We start from the raw sequence: 18455 nt of genomic DNA on the forward strand, positions 1-18455 counted from the left end.
TAGCATCCAAGATCTCAAAATTGCTTATAGTGCCAATTCAGGATCGCTATTCTTTTGTTTGCTTAATTCTGGATCTGCTTGTACTTCAATGTTGGTCATGAGCTTAGTCCAATATTCATCGTATTCAGCTTGTGACATCTCATTAATGACTTCATTCCATTTAACTAGGTTCTCATGTTGATCTGTACCCGGTTGGAAGAAGTGCATTGCATTTCTGACATACTGCTGATGATCAGCAAAACGCAGTTCAGCAATATTTTCCTGAATATAGTCCAGGCCTTTCACCGTAAATTCGCGAATCTCCTTCATGATTGCATCTTTTTCTATACCATGCGGTTGAGTTACAGAAGATGAACCACCTTCAGGACATGGGTAAACAAGCCAATCATTACGCAAGTTCATTTCTGCTAAGGTCACTTGTAAGTACTGCTCACCACTACGGGCAAACATTTCATGTGCGGTCGTCCAATACGGCTTCTTAGCACTTGTTAAGCCCTCTAATACCATCGCATTTTTGTAGAAATCAGTTTTTAGCTGAGATTGATTAGTTGATGTTAAGCGATCGTTCGTCTGTAAGCTTAAAGAAATTAACTTTAAGTGTTCATCTGACAATGGTTTAGGGCTGTTTTCTTTGATGAAGTCGAGTGCACATATCGCAAACTGACTACGCAACATTTGTCGATAATCACGGAATACAACTGATCTAAAGACTGTACTGTTCGCTGCACCAAGTACTTGCGCTGCAAAGACACGATCATGATCAATTTCAGAACGAGATTGCGAGATATATTTGTTGAGCTCAGTCCGTGGGATTGGATACTCATTTTCAGACAAGAACTTATGCAAGCCTTGGGCAACGTGCATATAACGTCTATGTTGTATGGCGTCCTTTTGGAAAAGTTCAGGATCTTCATGACGATTAGCGAAGTTAATCAATGAAGATAGTTCAGTATGCAACTTGCCACGTTCCGCAATAAACGTATTAATTTTCTCTTTTATGCTGTCTCTATCTGGCGTAAACAAATCAACAATGTCAGGTTGATCTACCAATGTTTTATCCAAAATCGTTTTGATGCTGGTTTCATAAAACTTGACTTGATTCTCAAGATTCGTGCGAAGTACTTCTATCGAGTCATCCTTTTTCATTGGCAAGTAATACATCGCTTGATTTACTTTGGCTGCAGCTTGCAACAAATCTTGGTTAATGTTGGCATACTTCTCAGACTTAATGTTATTCAATTCTGCAAAACGAGTTAGATAAGGCTGTACGTTTTCCATCATCATTTTTGGTTGATTGCGTGTCATCGCACTAAAAATGAGATGGTCATAGGCATGGAAAAATTCATGACCAAACGAGCCAAAACCTGAATTCTTGGTTAAGTTAATCACACGGTTAGATGGCTCATAATGTGCCATCGCAGCGGAACGTCCACGCGAACCAAAAGCAACACCCAACATACCGTTAAAGCCAACAAATTTCGGATCTATATCAAGTGCCTTAGCAAGAGCGAAACAACCGTCATATGCGTTATTTAACGCGATTTGACGATCGCTCTGGTTCAAGTACTCGCCAAACTCTACGGCTTTAAATCCAAAGGTCGCTTGCAAGGTATGTGCTGTAACATCTTGGCCATTACGTGAAGCAATGTTTTCCGTCACAACCACATCACTGAGCTTGAATGCCTTACGCATAGTACGAGGCTTAGCATACTCTTTGAATAGGGCATCTAAGGTACTCGCCGTGTCATCTACAATGTGCGATACATTCTTTTCAGATAACGAGACTTCTTGAGTATCATCATTCTCTGCAGTTGCGTCTTTGGTTTTTTTAGCAGTTAACAGATCCATGACCTGTTCAGATAGACCAGCATCAGATCTGCTAAATAGCGTACTCGAATCTATAATGTTGCCACTTCTAAAAGTAACAGTCGCTTTTACTTTGTCTTGGAACGGTTTGGCATCAATCGCACTACGTATTTTTTTATAGATAGAGTAGGTGCCTTTAACTGGCGGTAACTCTTTCCTTAAATGATGAAGTGCTTCAGTGAGCGTTTTACGTGCTTCACTACTATCGGTTTTCGCCAATTCAGAACTAATAATCATGTCAGTGGCAGCATATTCAGCATAGCTTTCTACCAATGAAAATAATGACCGATCTAATGATTTAAACGCCGTGAACAGATCTTTGTCTTCATTCAAACGAACGTATAAATCACATGCATTAGGAATAAATTCACGAACTGTTTTTGCTTCCATTAATGCATCACGCATACTTAAAACAGCGTCATAGTATCCAGCACCTACTTTTTTAAACTGTTCTTCAGTGGCATTTTCAAGCGGATAACGTGGCTGATCATTCGTCATCTTACGTACAGCGTCAGTCAGCAAGTGAATGTAAATATCTCGACCAGCTTCTTTTGCTTGTAAAACCGATTCCTTTTTCCAAATTTTGTCACGCGTAATTAGGTTTTTGACTTGCAAAAGCGACATATCTTGAATCTGACTGAGCGATAAACGTGGACCATACAGATCCTTTTTCGCACCAGGCATTTTCATACCCGTATCTTCAATAAGTCCAACTTCAGAACGTGGCTCAGTGGCTTTCGGTTTGGTTGTTTTTGGCTCTTTTGGTGCTTCAGCTTCAGGCTTACCCTCAGACTCAAACAGTGATGTTTGTTCTGGAGCAACTGGCTCAGTCGGCTCTACAACTTCTACCGTTGTTTCCTGTACTTCTGGTTCAGTAGGCTTTTGAACTTCAGGCTCAGTTACGGTCGGTTCTTCAACCAATGGTTCTTGGGCAACTTCTACAACAGGTGCGCTTTGAACCATATGTTCAGGTTTATATACTTGATCGCGAGACTTAAATAATTCTGCTTTTTTGAATGATTTTGCAAAATCAGTAATTAAGAAGTTCTTAGAGTTCGGGTGCTTTGGCGTAGGAAGAATTTTATAGCCTTGATCAACAAATTGCTGATGTTCGGCATTATTCACAATGGCCAGTTTTAACGGAGCTTGATCATCGGCAACTTTAATCGCGAGATCGAACCGGTCTTTAGATTCAAGTAGCTTTTCACCAAAGGCAAAATCAATTTTATTGACCAATGTTGAAATATTAACAGCCACAATCTCATTAAGGCCTTTAACATCAATATTTTCAAAACTTGGTGATAATGGCACCTTGATTGTCTGCAGTATGTTTTCACGTAACCCAAGATCATTTAATACTTGGTCCACAAGATGCGCTTTTATCCCGTTTAACTGGAAGTCTTTAAACAATCCACCACGCTCGTTGAATTTAGCAAACTGCTCAACATTATCAAAAACCCGTAATTGATCATGCTGTAAAACTGGTGTGTCTTTATCAATGACAGAAATCACTAAATCAGCACCGTCATTGGCCACAATAATTTTGGAGCCGTTTTCAAACGCTTGATCCATTTCTTTTTGATTGATGTAGTCGGTAAAGACGTTCATCAAATCAACATTGGTCATCACATCATTGCTTTTCACAAAATCGATTAGATCTTGTTTCGCCGTTGGATCGATGTATTGATTATCGGCATCACGTAAAGTTAATGCCTTGTAATCGTCCAACTCAGGGTTAAACAATACCTTTTCTTTAAGGTGTAGGTTTTCGATCGACTGGAAGATCTGATAGCGTTTTTCTAATGAGTCGATCAAGTACTGCATTTGCTCTTGCGTACTTAAAACTGAATCATTGCTAAGCGTCAAAGCTTTAAACAGCGCCTTATCGTCTGCAGCTAAGTCATTCAGACTTGATTTAACGATTAAGCGATCGGTAGACGGAATCTGTTCACCGCTGAAATATAAGTTAATCGCACCGTGCTTTTGTTCATCAGCTGGTGAAACCGTGAGATAAATATTTATCTCAGGAAACTCAAACTCTTTAATGCGTTCAGGATTGGTGATAATGCTTAAAAGAGATCCCGTTTTTGTCTCGAGGGATTTATTTTTTAGTGCCGTCCATTCTTCAATAGAACGATTTTCAAATGACTGCAGTAGGGCAGAATTGATTAAATCACGGTTGAGGTTGAATCCATTCTTGAGTGAGTCTGGAGTCGATTGTAATGCTTCAAGCACAAGCCCATGTTTAAAGAGATTGCCAAAGTCATTTTCACTGTTAACATCGGTCTTTTCAAGTGGCAAGAAACTTGATGCATGCTCATAGACATTCTTAACTTCAATATCAAGCTTTAAGCCTTTTTCATATTTCGGTACCGCTTCCTTGGTCAAAATACGATTAAGAATTACATTCTTAAGGTCATCATAGGTCAGCTTGTTTTCGCTGATCGGATTAGAGCTCAGGATATGTTCAAACGAAGAAGCACCATTAATCATAATGGTTTTTTGCTTTTGTAATGAACTAACCTTTTGACCTAGATCCATCGGTAGTAAGCGAATGAAGTTCTGATCAGATGCTATCGTACTGCTATACACCGCCAAAGAACGTGCGCTAACTTCAGGCTCAACCATCAAAGCGTTACCTTCAGCTAGGTAGGTTTTTACCGCTTCTTCAGTCAACGTGACGACATTTTCAATTTTCGAGTTTTTTGGTGCCGTGACTTCATTGTAGGTCGGTGTTAGATAACCTAGTGCCGTCAAAATATGCTTGTGCTCATTATTAATAATGGCAATAACCGCCTCAGATTTAGACTCTTCACCCACGGCATTTTGATAAAAGTCTTGTAGATAGCGCTTATACGCCATACTTACCGCGACCTTTTTATTTAAGGCAAAAAGCTGTTCTTGTGTATTTGAGTTGAAGTGGTCTTTATGTATCACCTTAGGCAGATAGTTTTGAAAGCTGTCTACCACATAGATTTCATCTTTTTCGAGTGTTTCTTTTAAAGACAAAACTTCATTGGTCGCAGCAAAAACAATCGCGTTGGCCAGTGCATTACCAGGATTCGTGCGTACACGTAATTCCTCATTTATCGCATGATTGAGTTGCGACCTAATATCAGGTAATCGGTTAAGGATAGGGGAGTCAGGATTGTTGCCAATATTGCTACTCAGCTCAGAAAGCACATGAGCCACATCGATGCGCTTATTAAAACCCTTGTAGTTACCGTCCTGTTCTAACAGGTTATAGAATCGCTCTAAGCTTTCATCTGATAAATATTGTGATGCAATGCTATGGGCATCACCATCACCAAGCGCCGTAAATTGGCTATTAATACTATGCAGTTGTTGAAGAATACGAGGCATTTGCTGATGAAATGAAAAGTAGTTTTTACCTACATTTTCAGCACTGGTCGCAATCATGTCCTCAATACTGTTATCCAGCACTGATACAGCATTCGAGAACACCATATCGTTAAAATCTGGCATTGCAGATTCTTGAGATGGTGAATATCCCAAAATAGAATATTCAAACTTTTCGACTGCAGATAACTCTTGATCTTGTTCATCATAATAATGAACCACATCAAACTGGTTAACAGCTTCATTCCAAAGCCCGTTAGGTTCTTCACCTAGATCAACGTTGAAATGATAAATGTCAATGTCATTTGAGGTGTGAGTAGCTTCAAACTCGTTCGCCTCATCCAATAGACGTTGCATTTCATCTTGCAATTCATCATCGGTGACAACGCTTTGTAGGAAGTTATCCAGATCCGTGCCGTATTCTTCACGGTCTATCACTGAATCAAAAAAACTATCATAAAGATTGTTCAGACGCGTAGAAGCAATGTTTAACTGACTTAATGCCAATTCCATTTCATAAGCTTGATCGTCATAGGCTTGCTGATCCAAAACATACGCATTTTCAGTAGCAACAGCGACTTGAATCGCAACCGCTTTTTCAATACGCTCACTGATGGTATGTGTTGCTTTCGCTTCAACAATCGCTTGACGTTCTTCTTTGAGCTTTGCAATTTTTTGTAGGTATTCTTGCTTAATTTTTCGCATTAAAGCGAGTTTAGTCAAAGAGTCCTTAATGACTGGTTCTGGAATGTTCGGCTTAAACTTGGTGTGTCTAAAAAAGTGATCAATTCGATTGAACAAACGTTTTACTGGAACCTTAGGTTCAGGCGGTATGGTTTGCTTAATTTGATTGAGATCCAAGCTTTCTAAACTTGTACCGATGTCATCCAAACTTTCATAAATTAATTCACGATCAAAACTGCTATCACCAATTGAGTAGGGATCAAATGTTCTTAAATTATTAATATTATTTTGAACGCTTTGGATCAGGTCCTTAATCTTATCGGCAAGGTCGAATTCTTCTACATCTAAAGTTTGGTTGTTGTATTCCCAAACTTTCCAATCATTGTCCACCAGCTGTAACGCAGTTGTTTCTATACCAAATGGTGCCAATGCTGACGGGATGCTGTTTTCTTCGTATGAATACAAACAGTCATTGATTTTCGTGACTAAGGTTTGAAGCTTGATCAATCCTTGGTGATTAACGGCATGATCATCCGATCTAAGCGCATTCACAATTGGATCAATGCTCGTATTCAGCCCCTTATTCAGCTCTCGAATATCAATAAATTGCTTCGGTAAGCTGTTATACGCTGGCCATGCTGGATGTGAAGATATTTTATAATTGGTCAGCTCAGGAATTTGCGTAATATCTTTTAGGGCAAGTACTTCACCGCCTGAATTAACCGAAATCACTAGCTGTTTGCTTAGTTCAATAGGCTCTATCGTATCTTCTATGAGTCCAGCATTTAGCGCTGCTTCTTTATCAACATAATAACGAGTCAGTGTTTTATCTGCTTGGTACCCGTAATGGTCTAAATCAGCCAACGGCAATGGATCTACGGACTGCAGTAATGTCGGTAGCTTATTCCAGCCTAAATCTGCTTTATTGAATTGTTTAACCGCACCCATAATGGTTGTATTTGGGGCAAACGGTTTTTGCTGTTTTGCTTGGTAAAGCACAACGGACTTTTGATTATTGAGTTCAAATAGGGATTGCCACTGGTTTTTTTCAGCACTACTCATTGGGTTTTGCAGATATATATCTGACATATCCATTTCAATGAGGTCATTTTTAGAGTCGTAAGGAAAAACAGATTTTATGTCAGCAAGAGAGAGACTATCTTGCGAACTCTTATACATAAAACTAAGGTCGTTATTTTGCTCATTGGTGATATAAACAAACTTTCCAGTCTGTTTTAAACCTGTTAAGAAGCTGTTTAAGGATGTGTTCAACTTTTTCTCTAAAAGCTCAACATCTTTAATCTTAATAATGGCTGCTTGGTTTCTTAAATCAGTTTTAGGGGTTACTACAAGTTGAGCGCCAAAGCTACTCAGATCCAACCATTTCTTTTTAGTTGACATATAAACTCCATGGCAATATGTATAAGCATCTTTTAATTAAAATATCAAAGCACCATCGGTTACTTTTGAACGGTATATACTAAAGATTATAAGAGAATTTATATAAAGAAACTATCTAAAAGGGTTTTAAACAAAGAAAGGGATGGCTTAAAACCATCCCTTTTTTTTAAGTTTTTTTCATTATCAGCCTGATAATGAAAAAATCAGGCTATTTACTTGCCATTGCTTGTGAAAGTGCAATCCTACGAATGTTACCCGTAGACTTAGAACGATCAGTCACTTCAATTGAGCCGTCAGTTAATTTGCTTTCAGCAGAAACTAGCGCAGCCAATACCGCTTCTTTACGTTCATTTGACTTGTATTGTTGATATTGCAAGTTCAAGCGTTCAGTACTTTGAATTAAACCATCGACCATCAAACCACGTTCATCTTTAATCGCTTGTGATTTAGCAAAGTCTTTGTAATCTTGCCCTGAACCTAAATAACGAGAGACACTTTTTTCCAAGTGTTGCATCGGTGCAAGTTTGGTACTTGAATCATGACTATTGGTACCACCACCAGCAACAGGGGAGTATTGCGCTTGAATTGCTTTCAAAGAGGTAATTGCTGGAGAAGTTAAAGCATCTTTCGCCAGTTTAGCCATCACATAATCTTGACCAGCAGATGTTTTCGCAATTCTACCGTCAATTGGAGCATCAGGTAGACCAACCATGTTGTTGATCAATGCATTTTGAGCACGAGCCATCGCCGTGTCTGGCGCTGCAGTCGTGAATAAAGTTGAAGCTTGTAAACTTAGACCAGCATTTTCACCAGCAGCACCACATAGTCCAGACGCAGCCTGAGAAGTGGTACAAAACTCATTATGAGCTTGTAACATAGCTTCTTGTGCTTTGTGAGGGTTCATGTAGACACCAGGCGCAGCAACCACTTCAGAGCCAACTTTATTTAAAATTGAACTATCAGCAGATTTATTGTCTTGTTGAGCTTGTTCACGATCGCCTAAAACTTCACACGCTTTAAATGCTTGGCCATGTGCACCAAACTCAAATTGAGCTTTTTTCATTTGCTCACTTTGTTTAACAGCTTGGTACGCCGTTACAAGACTTTGTGCGTTTTTATGTGCGTTATCTGAAATACCTTGAGCAGATACAGCCTCTTGTTTCGTCAGGATCTTAATCGCTGCCGTCACATCATCTTGTTGCTTTTTAATGCCCAAAGATAAGTTTGTGTCCAACGCACGTAACGCAGCGCTTTCCACCGCATCAGCCTGTTGAATAAGCATATTCAAGGTATTTACTGCCATCGGGTTGCCCACGGAAGCACAGTAATAAGCAGATGCAGAACCGCTAGTAATGGCGAGGGTTAAACCGAGTGCACTAATTTTTGAACGAGAGCCGTGCGCTTGTGGCGCTTTCATAACTTTACGTGATGTTCTTTTCGGAGTACGCATTATTTAGTCTCCTTAAAATTGAGGCATAGTTTGTGAAAGCTTAACTTTCACTGACTGGCCGTATTTCGTTTTCACATCATCTTTTATCGGCTGAGATTTCGCTAAAAGTAATGCAGACAATAAACCTTCTTCACGCAAACTTTGCTTGTAAGTTTGAAGATCTAAATAAACAGAAACGCCGTTAATGATATTGGCTTCTTTAAGTAGACCGCGTGGATCTTGCATCGCCATCGCCATTTGCCATTTTTTAGCTTCAGGACCACCGTAGTAACGTGCGATTGTTTGGTCGATCAAATCGTTGGCAGACACCATTTTGCCGTCAATATCTTTGAATGATTTTGTATTTTGCGCGTCAATAACCGCCAAGCTATACGCTGGCATAGCAAGTAAAGCTGTTTTTTGGTTGGTTGCTTGCAAATAATCTCGACCAGCTGGAGTACGTGCCGTTGCATTAGACAATGATTTATCTGGTGTACCTAAAATGTTTTCACGCACGTAATGTCTTGCAAGAGCTTCTTTTGAGCCAGGTGCAACAGACTTAAACAGTAGGGAAGCATTGGTATCGCCACCCGGTAATTTAGACAACGTACATTGACCAGCTTGTGCTTCAGCAACCGTACAGAATTCAGCTTTATGCACGTTTAGGCGTTGATTAATCACTTCCTGTTGAGAGCCAACTAATTTACCGCCGACTTGAGAAGTTTGAGTCGCCATATCAGCTGCTTGATCAATCACTTGACCAGATGCACTCGACATATTTGTATTTTCAGCCAAAACCTCACAAGACTTAAAGCCTTGACCAGTATTGGCGCCATAAGCAAATTGTGCTTTTTTCATGGTATCTGACTGTAAAAGCGCTTGAATACCAGAGGCAATAGTTTGGGTGTTTTTAGTTGTCGCATCGGTAATTTGGTTAGCAGCTTGCGCCTTTTGCTTCACCGCAACTTTAAGCGCTGCAACGATGTTTTCAGTCGAATCATCTAACTTTCTACGGGTACTTTGAGATACTTGTTGAATATCATTTGCTTGGTTGCTTGCATGCTTAGGAATCTGAGAAGACATCTCGCTCATAATCGTACCCAAACCAACCGTAGCCCATTCAGCAAAAACAGGACTACTAATCACCAAAGTTGCACCTAAAATGACAGGTACAAACTTTGATTTTCCTTTAGGCTGTCTTAAAGTATTTTTACGCTTTCTCATAGTCATTACTCAAAGAATTTGGCTGAAGCATTGGAGTTTGGTGTAGTGCGTTGCATCACATTATTAGCCACCGAATAGTTAGCCAGTGATGAAAGAGTACTTCCAGCCATGTATTTATTTTGAAAATCAACGCAAGTTGATGAAGAGCATTCCATCAATCCGACTGGAACAACGTTGTTAGATGCAATTGACGAGTAGTTCAATGCAACAGTCGCTTGCTGTTCAGAAAGTCGAGAACGAGAAAAAACAAAAGCAGTATCAATGTCGCCATACTGCAGACCATTTGGAATCAAATTACAGACACCCATTTTTGCTTCTTCTACGCCACACGAGGTCGCCAAGTGAAACGCATATGGTGAGGTTGCTTCATCTGTTGAATTTGAGAAAAGTTTCCCTGAAACATCTTGCATGTATTTAGAAACGTTAAAGTCTTTTAAGTTTCTATTGAGATCGGTTTGTTCACGTTCTTCAAGAGCCGTACAAAAAGCTGAATCAGGGAGGGCAGCATTCGTATCAGAATTTAAAATCGCTTTTTTGATCTCAATATTTTTATCGACACTTTGAATACCAGCAACGATCATTTCTGAATCACGCGTTTGGTTATCAACAATTTGATTTGCACTGACCGCTGTTTGTTGAGTAGATACACGCACAGCAGAACGTACCATCAATTGCTGAGCTTGTATTGCAAGCTCAGAAAGGATAGTGCCAAGACTAAAAGCATTGGTAAAAAGTGGTACGGATAATAGACCAACCGTTAAAGTACCCACCGCAATTGCTTTAACAGGTGAAAACTGATTAACAGTAATTCTTCTTTTACGCAGATTATTTCTATTTTTCATACCACCCCCAACTTAAGAGAAAAAGTCTTTAATTGATTGGGTGACAGAAGTAGATTCTGAACTTGAAGTTTTTGCGTTAGACGGTGTGCTAGTACTGGCTTTTTGATCAGTTGAATAAGAAACTGGACTAGTCGAGCTACTACCATTGATTGTATAAGTATCTCCACCCTCAAAAGCACCGCTAGGCATAACTAGACCAGGATCAAGTTTACCAAGTTGACCATTCACAGCAGTACCAAGCGCACCCGATACATCAGTATATTGACCCGCTTTGTTGATTTCACCTATAACATCATTCAATGGGCCAACAAGTTCAGTACTTGCAGTTTTCATTGCGTCACACGCTTTTTTAGTCGCGTAATCGACAACCATTTGTTGCGCTGCATTGATGATTGTATCAAGTGATGGAATAGTCACAGAAAGGTCAATGATTTTACCGATGTCAGCAAAACAGCCACCTTGACTAGCTGGACTGAACATTTTGTTAATATCGATTGGACGACCCCAAACCGTCATTTGTAGATCTAAGTTGTCTTTAACGACTTTACCGATCCCATCAGTTGCACATGATTCAATATTGGTTTGAATGTTTTGAGCAGCTGCTTGTTCACCTTTTTTAACCGCCATGAAGTTGTTTTCAGCAGCAGTAGAGTTGAATGACGAATTAGAACTGGTAGACGAATAATATCCGCTATTTGAATTCGACAAAGGCGTATCACCACCAGAGCTACTTGCAATGGTCGATGATGTTGCGATGTTTAAGTTACCCATGTTTTGAGTATTACTGGTAACAGAAGCAACGGAACTTTGTTGAACTGCAATAGCACTTGAACACCCAATAACGGTAGCAACAAAAATGCTTAAAGCACTTTTAGTTTTAAAAGCTGGCTTAACATTTTGTAGATTAGGGTTAGTCCTTAAAGTCTTGCCCCGAACTTGTTGTAGCCTTTTAGCTTTCTTGTGATTGTTACGCATATCTAGCCCTTTAAAAGAGTTATGATTAATGTTTTTTAGAAGCAAGTTCGCAAAGCACTACAACATCTTTTACTACAGCTTCACTACTTAAATATAAGGTAGCTATAAGGTGTTTTAACTCATATATCCTTTTAGCGAACTTATATATAGAATCATAATACCATTCTTCACCATATTGTAGTATATACTTCTCATTGGTTAAACATAGTTTTATGAATTCTTTTAAAATAGGACGCTTAAAAATAATAGCTGTCGTAATATATATAAACTGAGTACTAACCAAACACATTAAAGTATTAATTAGCTCTACTTCCTCTTTTAAGCATTCCTGTAAAACCGATGGCTTTAGGGTTTTAGAAAAACCTTCCTCAGTCACAATATCTTTTAAAAAACCTGAATCCGAGTACTTATTTTTCAGAAAATTACTTAATTCATGCACGTTCTTTAAGTAAATATTGATCTGATCTTTAGACGCAGTTTTGAAATGTTCCTCTACACGTTTTGGATCGTTTAACGTGATGTCGAGCATTTCAGATTCATTATTTTTTTGATTTAAAAGCACAAAAGCGGTGAAGCTGGTAACTTTGCGTGTTTCGCCAAGATAGCCACTACTGCAAGCATTCAAAAAAACAAGGCAATGCTGTTCAGTAAGATACAAGCCGTATTCTTTTGGTGTACCTGGTTCAAAGAAATTGAGTGAACGCTTATCAAAATGAAAAGTGTTCTCTAAGGTCTGACAAAAGTAGTTAATAGAGTGTACAAAAGCTTCTGGTACAAAGGTTGTAGGCTCTTGAGACAATGCTATGTTTTGGCTTTCTATGCTCATTCCCACGATTTAGTCCTCTTTGAGAGGTAGGGCGTAATAGCCCATTTGACTTAAAACACGTAAAGGAATATCAAAGTTAAGACTTTGCGTTAGACCAGATTTAGGGTTAAAGGTTTTAGCTGAAGCTATAAACAAAGTTTGCTCATTAATAAACACTTGAATGCTATTCGTGACTTTTTGTTCATCAAGTATGACGCCACATACAATATCTAATTTCACATCAAACGTATAAGCATCCATTTGAACGTCTATTGATTCCCAATCGATCGTCATGAACAAGTTTTGGTTTTCAAATTCCAAATTACCTTCTTCAAGAGCTTTATGGATTAATCCCTTTTCTAATAATTCCAAGTAAAACGCATGTAAAGGCGTTGCATCTGCAAAACCATGAGGATTAAACGGCGTTCTTGTCGGTTCAGTGATTTTAGTTTGAATCATGTTTAACTCCATTAAAGGGTATTTAGATTCTATCTTAAAACACCCTAAATGTTTTTATTTAAAGTTAATTAAAACCCATTGCTATAAGTTGAAGCGCTTTCTTTAGTTTTAACGTTTTCAAGATTGCTTTGCGTAATAGTATCTTTGTAATGCTGACTAAACGTATTTTTACCCGTTTCGTTTATGTTCTTAAGCTCATTTTTAATGACCTTAAGATAGTCTTGATATTTTGGTGACTGTTCTACATAAACTTCGGTCGCTGCAATTGAGAACATGTTCTTATCATTGGTTGCGATCGGAAATAGGGCAGTATAGGAAGCATCTTGCTTGAGCTGGTCTACAGTTGTTTGTTGCTCAATGATCTTCGCCTGATAGTCCAACAATGTTTTATTGATGTTTTCATGACTATGGATAACGAAATTCAACTGTCTGTCATTCGGACGTTCAAGGGTAAACGGCTGATCGATACCAGAAAGCTTATTACAGATCTCCATATTGTATCGGTAGGCTTCAAACGAGTCTGAAAAGTGATTAAAGTCTTTTCGGAGAGCATTATTGTTTTCTAAGTCTTGCTGAAAGTCTTGAAAGCATTGCAATACATATTCATCTTCATTTTTTTCAACGAATAATTGAGCGATGTTGGAGCACTGGTGCCGTTCGCAGAGATCCGCAAGCTTTTGAATGCTTTTAACCTCATTTTTCTTTTCTAAGATATTGCGTAAATGTAGCTGAGTTGCCCGATACTCTTGCATCAACATATTGTGATGCTCGACAAATAGCTCATAATCGCTTTTAAGGTACGGACTGGCACCTTCAATCTCACGCTCTACCTTTTCATGCTTAGAGTTGATTTGAACACGCTCACGCGTGGTATTCACTGTATTTTGACCAAAACCACCTAAGATTTTATCAAAAGTAATCATCGCATCGATGTCGCCAGTTACGTTTTTATAGAGATCCATGATTAACGCCCCAATGTTTGATCATTGTCATGATCGTTTCTACGTGCGACTTCTAAATCTATATGCTTATCAAGGTCACTCAAAAATTGAGATGTCGTATTTTTCTCAAGCTTTACTTGGTCTAAGTAGTTTTTAGTATTGAGATTCAAACCATCTTGGAGCGCTTCTAAGCGTAGGCCAGTTTTATCAAAATCAGCTTCAAGGATCTGATTCACTTCTTTGATTTTTTCCATGTCTTGCTGTTCTAGACGGTGTAACTTCACATCCTCATGAATCGCAGCGATATAGTGATCGGTTAAGATCTCTTGCTTTAAGTGCTGAAGCGCAATTTCCACGTTTCCTGTTTCGGCAATCACGGCGTTGAAGCTGTCAAAGATTTGACCTGTTTCAGCCGAGTTTCTAAATTCAACAATACGAGGCTCAACACTATTAAGGTTTACAAACTTGGCATCACCATACGCAGTAGGTAGTACTAGATGATCATCCATACATTCAAAAAGTTGCTTATATTCAGCATTCATAAGATTTGATGCTGCTTGAAGCTTTAAATCTTGTTGTAACGTGTCTAGGCGTTGGTTGAGATGTAGAAAGCTTTGAACATACATCTCGTTTTGAGAGTTTTCAGGCGCAACAACGGTTGAGGCCATACCTTTAACAACATTTTTCAGTTGCGTATTTTGAATCTGATCAGCAATTTGATTAAGCGCGTTAATGTGATCGGCTTTCACAAGGTTATTGTTTTTCAGTTGTTCAATAAATTGATTTTGTTCAATCACTTTTTCACTTTCCTTTTCGCTGAATAACGAATCTTTAATTTGTTGTTTCACCTGGTCCAAGTTAGAGAAGAGGTGAAGTACTTCTTGTTCATTGCTGTTATTGACTGCATTTAGCAATGTAACAAACACATCATGGCTGATTAGTTGTTGCTGATTATTTTCCGCATTCTGAAATTCAGCAATTTGGCTACGGCTAATGACTTCAACACCAACATCATTGATATAGCTTGCACCAATCGGGGAGAGTTGATTATCTGGAGCTTTTACGGCGTAGTACTCGCCTGATTTGCCATCATCTTTGGCGCATAGACCAATATATGTATTGCCATCTTGCGTAATGATTTTTGAACCGATGCTATTGAGTGCTGCAGAGGGTTGTAACGTACTCAAGGTTTGAATCAATTCTTTTTCGCGATTTTGATGAATTGCATTACTTACTGCTTGGTAAACTTCAGGATCTAAATAAGTCACCTGATTGGCAGATTCTTCATTGAGCGCCGTGACAGTATTCCACTCTAAAATATCTTTACGCGGTATCGTTGTAATACCGGCATTAATAATATCTTCCGTGGTAATTTGACGATCAAGGTTGGTAATGGCCACGGCGTTGTATTCGGGTGCAATTGATTTATGACCTTCCGAATCTGAAGTCAGTACCACGAATTGACCGTAATCCGTTTTCACCATAGCACCTACAACACTGAGCTTGCCTTCCAAAATCATTTTTGAAAGTTCAAGTTCACGTTCGGCAGATCTGGCGTAAGTATTAGTCTGTTCTGCAGTATTGTTGATGGTATCGGCTTTGAGCTTGTCTAAGTATTCGCTTGAAAATTTACCAAGCGTATTTAACTCGTCTATCGGCTCGACAGACTCCAGCTCATACAGTGGAACGGTAGAGGATTCATTCACGATGTCTTTAAGATAAAGCACATCTTTTTCAGTGATATTTTCGAGATCTTCAATCACCGAAAGAGGCACAACGATCGCACGTTTATCCAGATTATCGGAAGCTATATCCAAAACAACCATATTGGTTTGGGTTGTTTCATCTTCATAAACCATACCGACAAACTGTTCAATTTCAGCATTAGAAACATTGTTGTGACGGTCTTTAAAGAATGCTTCTAAGTCAGAATCATGATCAACATAAATACTGTCATAAGGGTTCATTGGTTTACCGTCATTGTTTTGGTCTTGGCTTTGCGGTGCTGATTGAGTTGCCGACTGTTCTGCAGTATTGCCTTTAAACTTACCCAAAAGGTTTGAAAGTTTAGATTTGGCTTTCTTTACTTGATCCGAAATCATTTGACCTGATTGATAGGCACGTTGAATAAACTGATCTTTGTATGAAGCTTTGGCTTCTTCAGTCATTTGTTCTGGATCTTGCCCTAATGGATATTCGGCACCAAGGAACATACGTGCTTGTTCTAAATACTGAGAACAAATGGGTTCAAAAAAGCGACCTTCAAACTCATGGATCTTTTCAGACTTAATGCCTTCATGCAGTTCTTCAATTGAGAGAAACGTTACTTTGTCTTCAATCGCTTCTAAATAGAACGGCGTAATCGGGGTAGGTGCATCGCTACCTTCCACTTGAGGCGGTAAATCTGCTTCTTTAACTAGTTTGATAAATGGGGTAGAGGATTCAACACCTTCGACAGAATCCTTACCGACTACATCAATCACGATGTATTGTTCACCGTCAATGGCATAGACTTTACCGACATTTAGATCGAATTCTTCTAAGGTAACGCCGTCACGGTCTTTATTCAGTTGAGTGGTATATGGATCGTTTAAAAGAGGCAACATTTGCTCTTTAGAGATCGGTTTTAAAATATCGGCATTCTTACCAAGTTCAGTCAATTTTGATTTATCGGCTGTATTGGCAAGCTGTTCGGGTTGTTGTGCGTCTGGATGGTTACTTTTAACGGTAACATCAGGATTGATTGGTTTATCCCAAATGTTTTTCAGGTTATCAAGGCTTTTGTTCTTGTTGAACATGGCCATAATCGCTGCAATGATCAACTTGATTGTTTTCTTAACCAGTTCAATCATGACTGCAATCATTTTTGCACTGAGCGCAGCGAGTTCATCAGCGACCGTTCGTGGATGGCCGTGGCTATTTTCACGCGCTAAAGGAGGACGTTCGTTACCTTCCTCATTTCGCATATCCTTAAAGCTTTTAGAGGCAACGCTACTTGCAGCCAAACTTGCTTTGTCTTGTGGACCACCAGCAATGTTTAATGTGCTCTTTGGTGTACCTTTTGGTGCATTCGGATCAGCTGATTCAACATCTTCCTTTACTGTCTCTTTAGTCTTCTGATTTTCTTTATGTTCTTTCAAAAGTAGAGCAGCTTGTAACTGGTCGCTATGTTCACGGGTTTCTAATAACTGAATTACTTCCTTGGTTAACGTGTCCGTATTGAATTCAAGATAGTGAATCTCAAGTTGTTCAAGTCGAGCAGCTGTATGGTCGCTATTCACACGCCATTGATCCATGACGATAGATTTTGGCACTAAGCCAAGTTCTTCAGCTTCAATCCCACGAATTAAGCAAAAGTCACGCACTTGGCGCATCAATGCGTTAATTTGGTTTTTATCGGTTAATTCACCTGAAAAATAGGTATTCGGTGCACCCGTAACTTCGTTGTAGATCTGCTGTTTTGCTTCACGCACGACTTGGTTTTGGTTAATCAGGCCTTCAATCGCGAATTGACGATTACTCAGGAAGTTGAGGGCATTTTCTTTAGTTGCACCCTTCAGGCTTAAACCATAGTAGGGCTGAGTGATAAAAGATTTTGTCTCAAAGTTAAAGAGGGTTTTTTCAGCCACTTGAACGGCTTCAAATGGATTCTCTTCTTTGGAAAGGAGGAAATCAGGATCATTGTCTGATAGGTATAATTTAGAGTCTGCAGTTGTATAAACACGGTCTTCAACTGGCAATGAACTGTTATTTTCAGCAATATTGCCTAATCCTTGGTCCAGTGCGTTTTTAGTCTGGATTTTATTCAGAGCCGCAATAAACTTAAGATCATCATCATTCTGCAGATCAAGCCCGATGTCTGCAAAGAATTCTAATTGACTGGCTGGCTCTCTTTGCTCAAGTGCATCAAATACTTTACCAATCAGAACAGGATCAAGTTCAGCTAAATCATTGACAGTGACAGCGGAAAGATCAAACGTGTTTTCAGGAATGATGGACCGTTCATTCTCGTAATTCGGGTAACTACTACGCTCATAATCACCTTCGTCAAAAAACATCGGTTCATCATCGTTCAACCGAGTATCTTCAAGAGGGGGAGCGTAATCATAATCTGGGTGCCCAGGAGGTACAGAGTTACCGCCCATAGGCTGATCATATTGTTCATACTGATCATACTGATCATACTGATTATTTTGATACCCATCATCTTGCATGACTGGCGGTTCTTCCATTAATGGAGGTTCAGATAGGGGATCATTGGGATATGGTTCAGACTGGTATTGTTGCGATTGATCTTGTGCAACATTGTTTTGTTGTGGCGTAGGCTGGATGGATTGAAATTCCACGCCGTCCAAACTTAAATCATCCCACTGTTCCAGGCCCTCATTGAAAGTTAATGATTGGCCGTCTTGCAGTTGATCAAGTGTTTGCTCGTCAAAATTATCTTGTTTAGGGCTTTGGTCCATATT

Annotated in this window: 9 protein-coding genes; all 9 read right to left on the bottom strand. The window is 39.2% G+C overall.

Features of this window, described 5'->3' with window-relative positions:
* Positions 1-24: 24 nt before the first annotated feature.
* Complete coding sequence (locus tag DYI81_RS10410) at positions 25-7311, bottom strand: LPD1 domain-containing protein (protein WP_087527702.1); 7287 nt, start codon at positions 7309-7311, stop codon at positions 25-27.
* Positions 7312-7519: 208 nt separating this feature from the next.
* Positions 7520-8761 (bottom strand): hypothetical protein, encoded by a 1242-nt coding sequence (locus tag DYI81_RS10415; RefSeq protein WP_087527701.1) that lies wholly within the window; start codon positions 8759-8761, stop codon positions 7520-7522.
* A 12-nt stretch (positions 8762-8773) separates the two neighbouring features.
* The gene (locus DYI81_RS10420) at positions 8774-9964 is read right to left on the bottom strand and encodes a hypothetical protein (protein WP_005028684.1); all 1191 of its coding nucleotides are present in this window, start codon (positions 9962-9964) and stop codon (positions 8774-8776) included.
* Between the two features lie 5 nt (positions 9965-9969).
* On the bottom strand, positions 9970-10806 hold the full coding sequence (locus DYI81_RS10425; RefSeq protein WP_087527700.1) for a hypothetical protein: 837 nt from the start codon (positions 10804-10806) through the stop codon (positions 9970-9972).
* A 12-nt stretch (positions 10807-10818) separates the two neighbouring features.
* Positions 10819-11781 (bottom strand): hypothetical protein, encoded by a 963-nt coding sequence (locus DYI81_RS10430; protein WP_005028689.1) that lies wholly within the window; start codon positions 11779-11781, stop codon positions 10819-10821.
* 25 nt (positions 11782-11806) lie between these two features.
* Positions 11807-12607, bottom strand: coding sequence for a hypothetical protein (locus DYI81_RS10435; RefSeq protein ID WP_024160804.1), 801 nt, complete (start codon positions 12605-12607; stop codon positions 11807-11809).
* Between the two features lie 9 nt (positions 12608-12616).
* Positions 12617-13045: a hypothetical protein gene (locus DYI81_RS10440; RefSeq protein WP_005028693.1), complete on the bottom strand. Its 429-nt coding sequence runs from the start codon at positions 13043-13045 to the stop codon at positions 12617-12619.
* Positions 13046-13113: 68 nt separating this feature from the next.
* Positions 13114-14007, bottom strand: coding sequence for a hypothetical protein (locus tag DYI81_RS10445; protein ID WP_005028694.1), 894 nt, complete (start codon positions 14005-14007; stop codon positions 13114-13116).
* Between the two features lie 2 nt (positions 14008-14009).
* Positions 14010-18452 carry a hypothetical protein gene (locus tag DYI81_RS10450; protein WP_087527699.1) on the bottom strand — a complete coding sequence of 1481 codons (4443 nt, stop codon included), beginning with the start codon at positions 18450-18452 and terminating at the stop codon, positions 14010-14012.
* Between the last annotated feature and the right edge of the window lie 3 nt (positions 18453-18455).

It is taken from the genome of Acinetobacter sp. SWAC5, from assembly GCF_003419885.1.
Taxonomy (GTDB): Bacteria; Pseudomonadota; Gammaproteobacteria; order Pseudomonadales; family Moraxellaceae; genus Acinetobacter; species Acinetobacter cumulans.

What these genes read in the sequence shown, in the direction of transcription:
- DYI81_RS10410 (WP_087527702.1), bottom strand. Translation starts at nt 7,311, where the DNA reads ATGTCAACTAAAAAGAAATGGTTGGATCTGAGTAGCTTTGGCGCTCAA.
- DYI81_RS10415 (WP_087527701.1), bottom strand. Translation starts at nt 8,761, where the DNA reads ATGCGTACTCCGAAAAGAACATCACGTAAAGTTATGAAAGCGCCACAA.
- DYI81_RS10420 (WP_005028684.1), bottom strand. Translation starts at nt 9,964, where the DNA reads ATGAGAAAGCGTAAAAATACTTTAAGACAGCCTAAAGGAAAATCAAAG.
- DYI81_RS10425 (WP_087527700.1), bottom strand. Translation starts at nt 10,806, where the DNA reads ATGAAAAATAGAAATAATCTGCGTAAAAGAAGAATTACTGTTAATCAG.
- DYI81_RS10430 (WP_005028689.1), bottom strand. Translation starts at nt 11,781, where the DNA reads ATGCGTAACAATCACAAGAAAGCTAAAAGGCTACAACAAGTTCGGGGC.
- DYI81_RS10435 (WP_024160804.1), bottom strand. Translation starts at nt 12,607, where the DNA reads ATGAGCATAGAAAGCCAAAACATAGCATTGTCTCAAGAGCCTACAACC.
- DYI81_RS10440 (WP_005028693.1), bottom strand. Translation starts at nt 13,045, where the DNA reads ATGATTCAAACTAAAATCACTGAACCGACAAGAACGCCGTTTAATCCT.
- DYI81_RS10445 (WP_005028694.1), bottom strand. Translation starts at nt 14,007, where the DNA reads ATGGATCTCTATAAAAACGTAACTGGCGACATCGATGCGATGATTACT.
- DYI81_RS10450 (WP_087527699.1), bottom strand. Translation starts at nt 18,452, where the DNA reads ATGGACCAAAGCCCTAAACAAGATAATTTTGACGAGCAAACACTTGAT.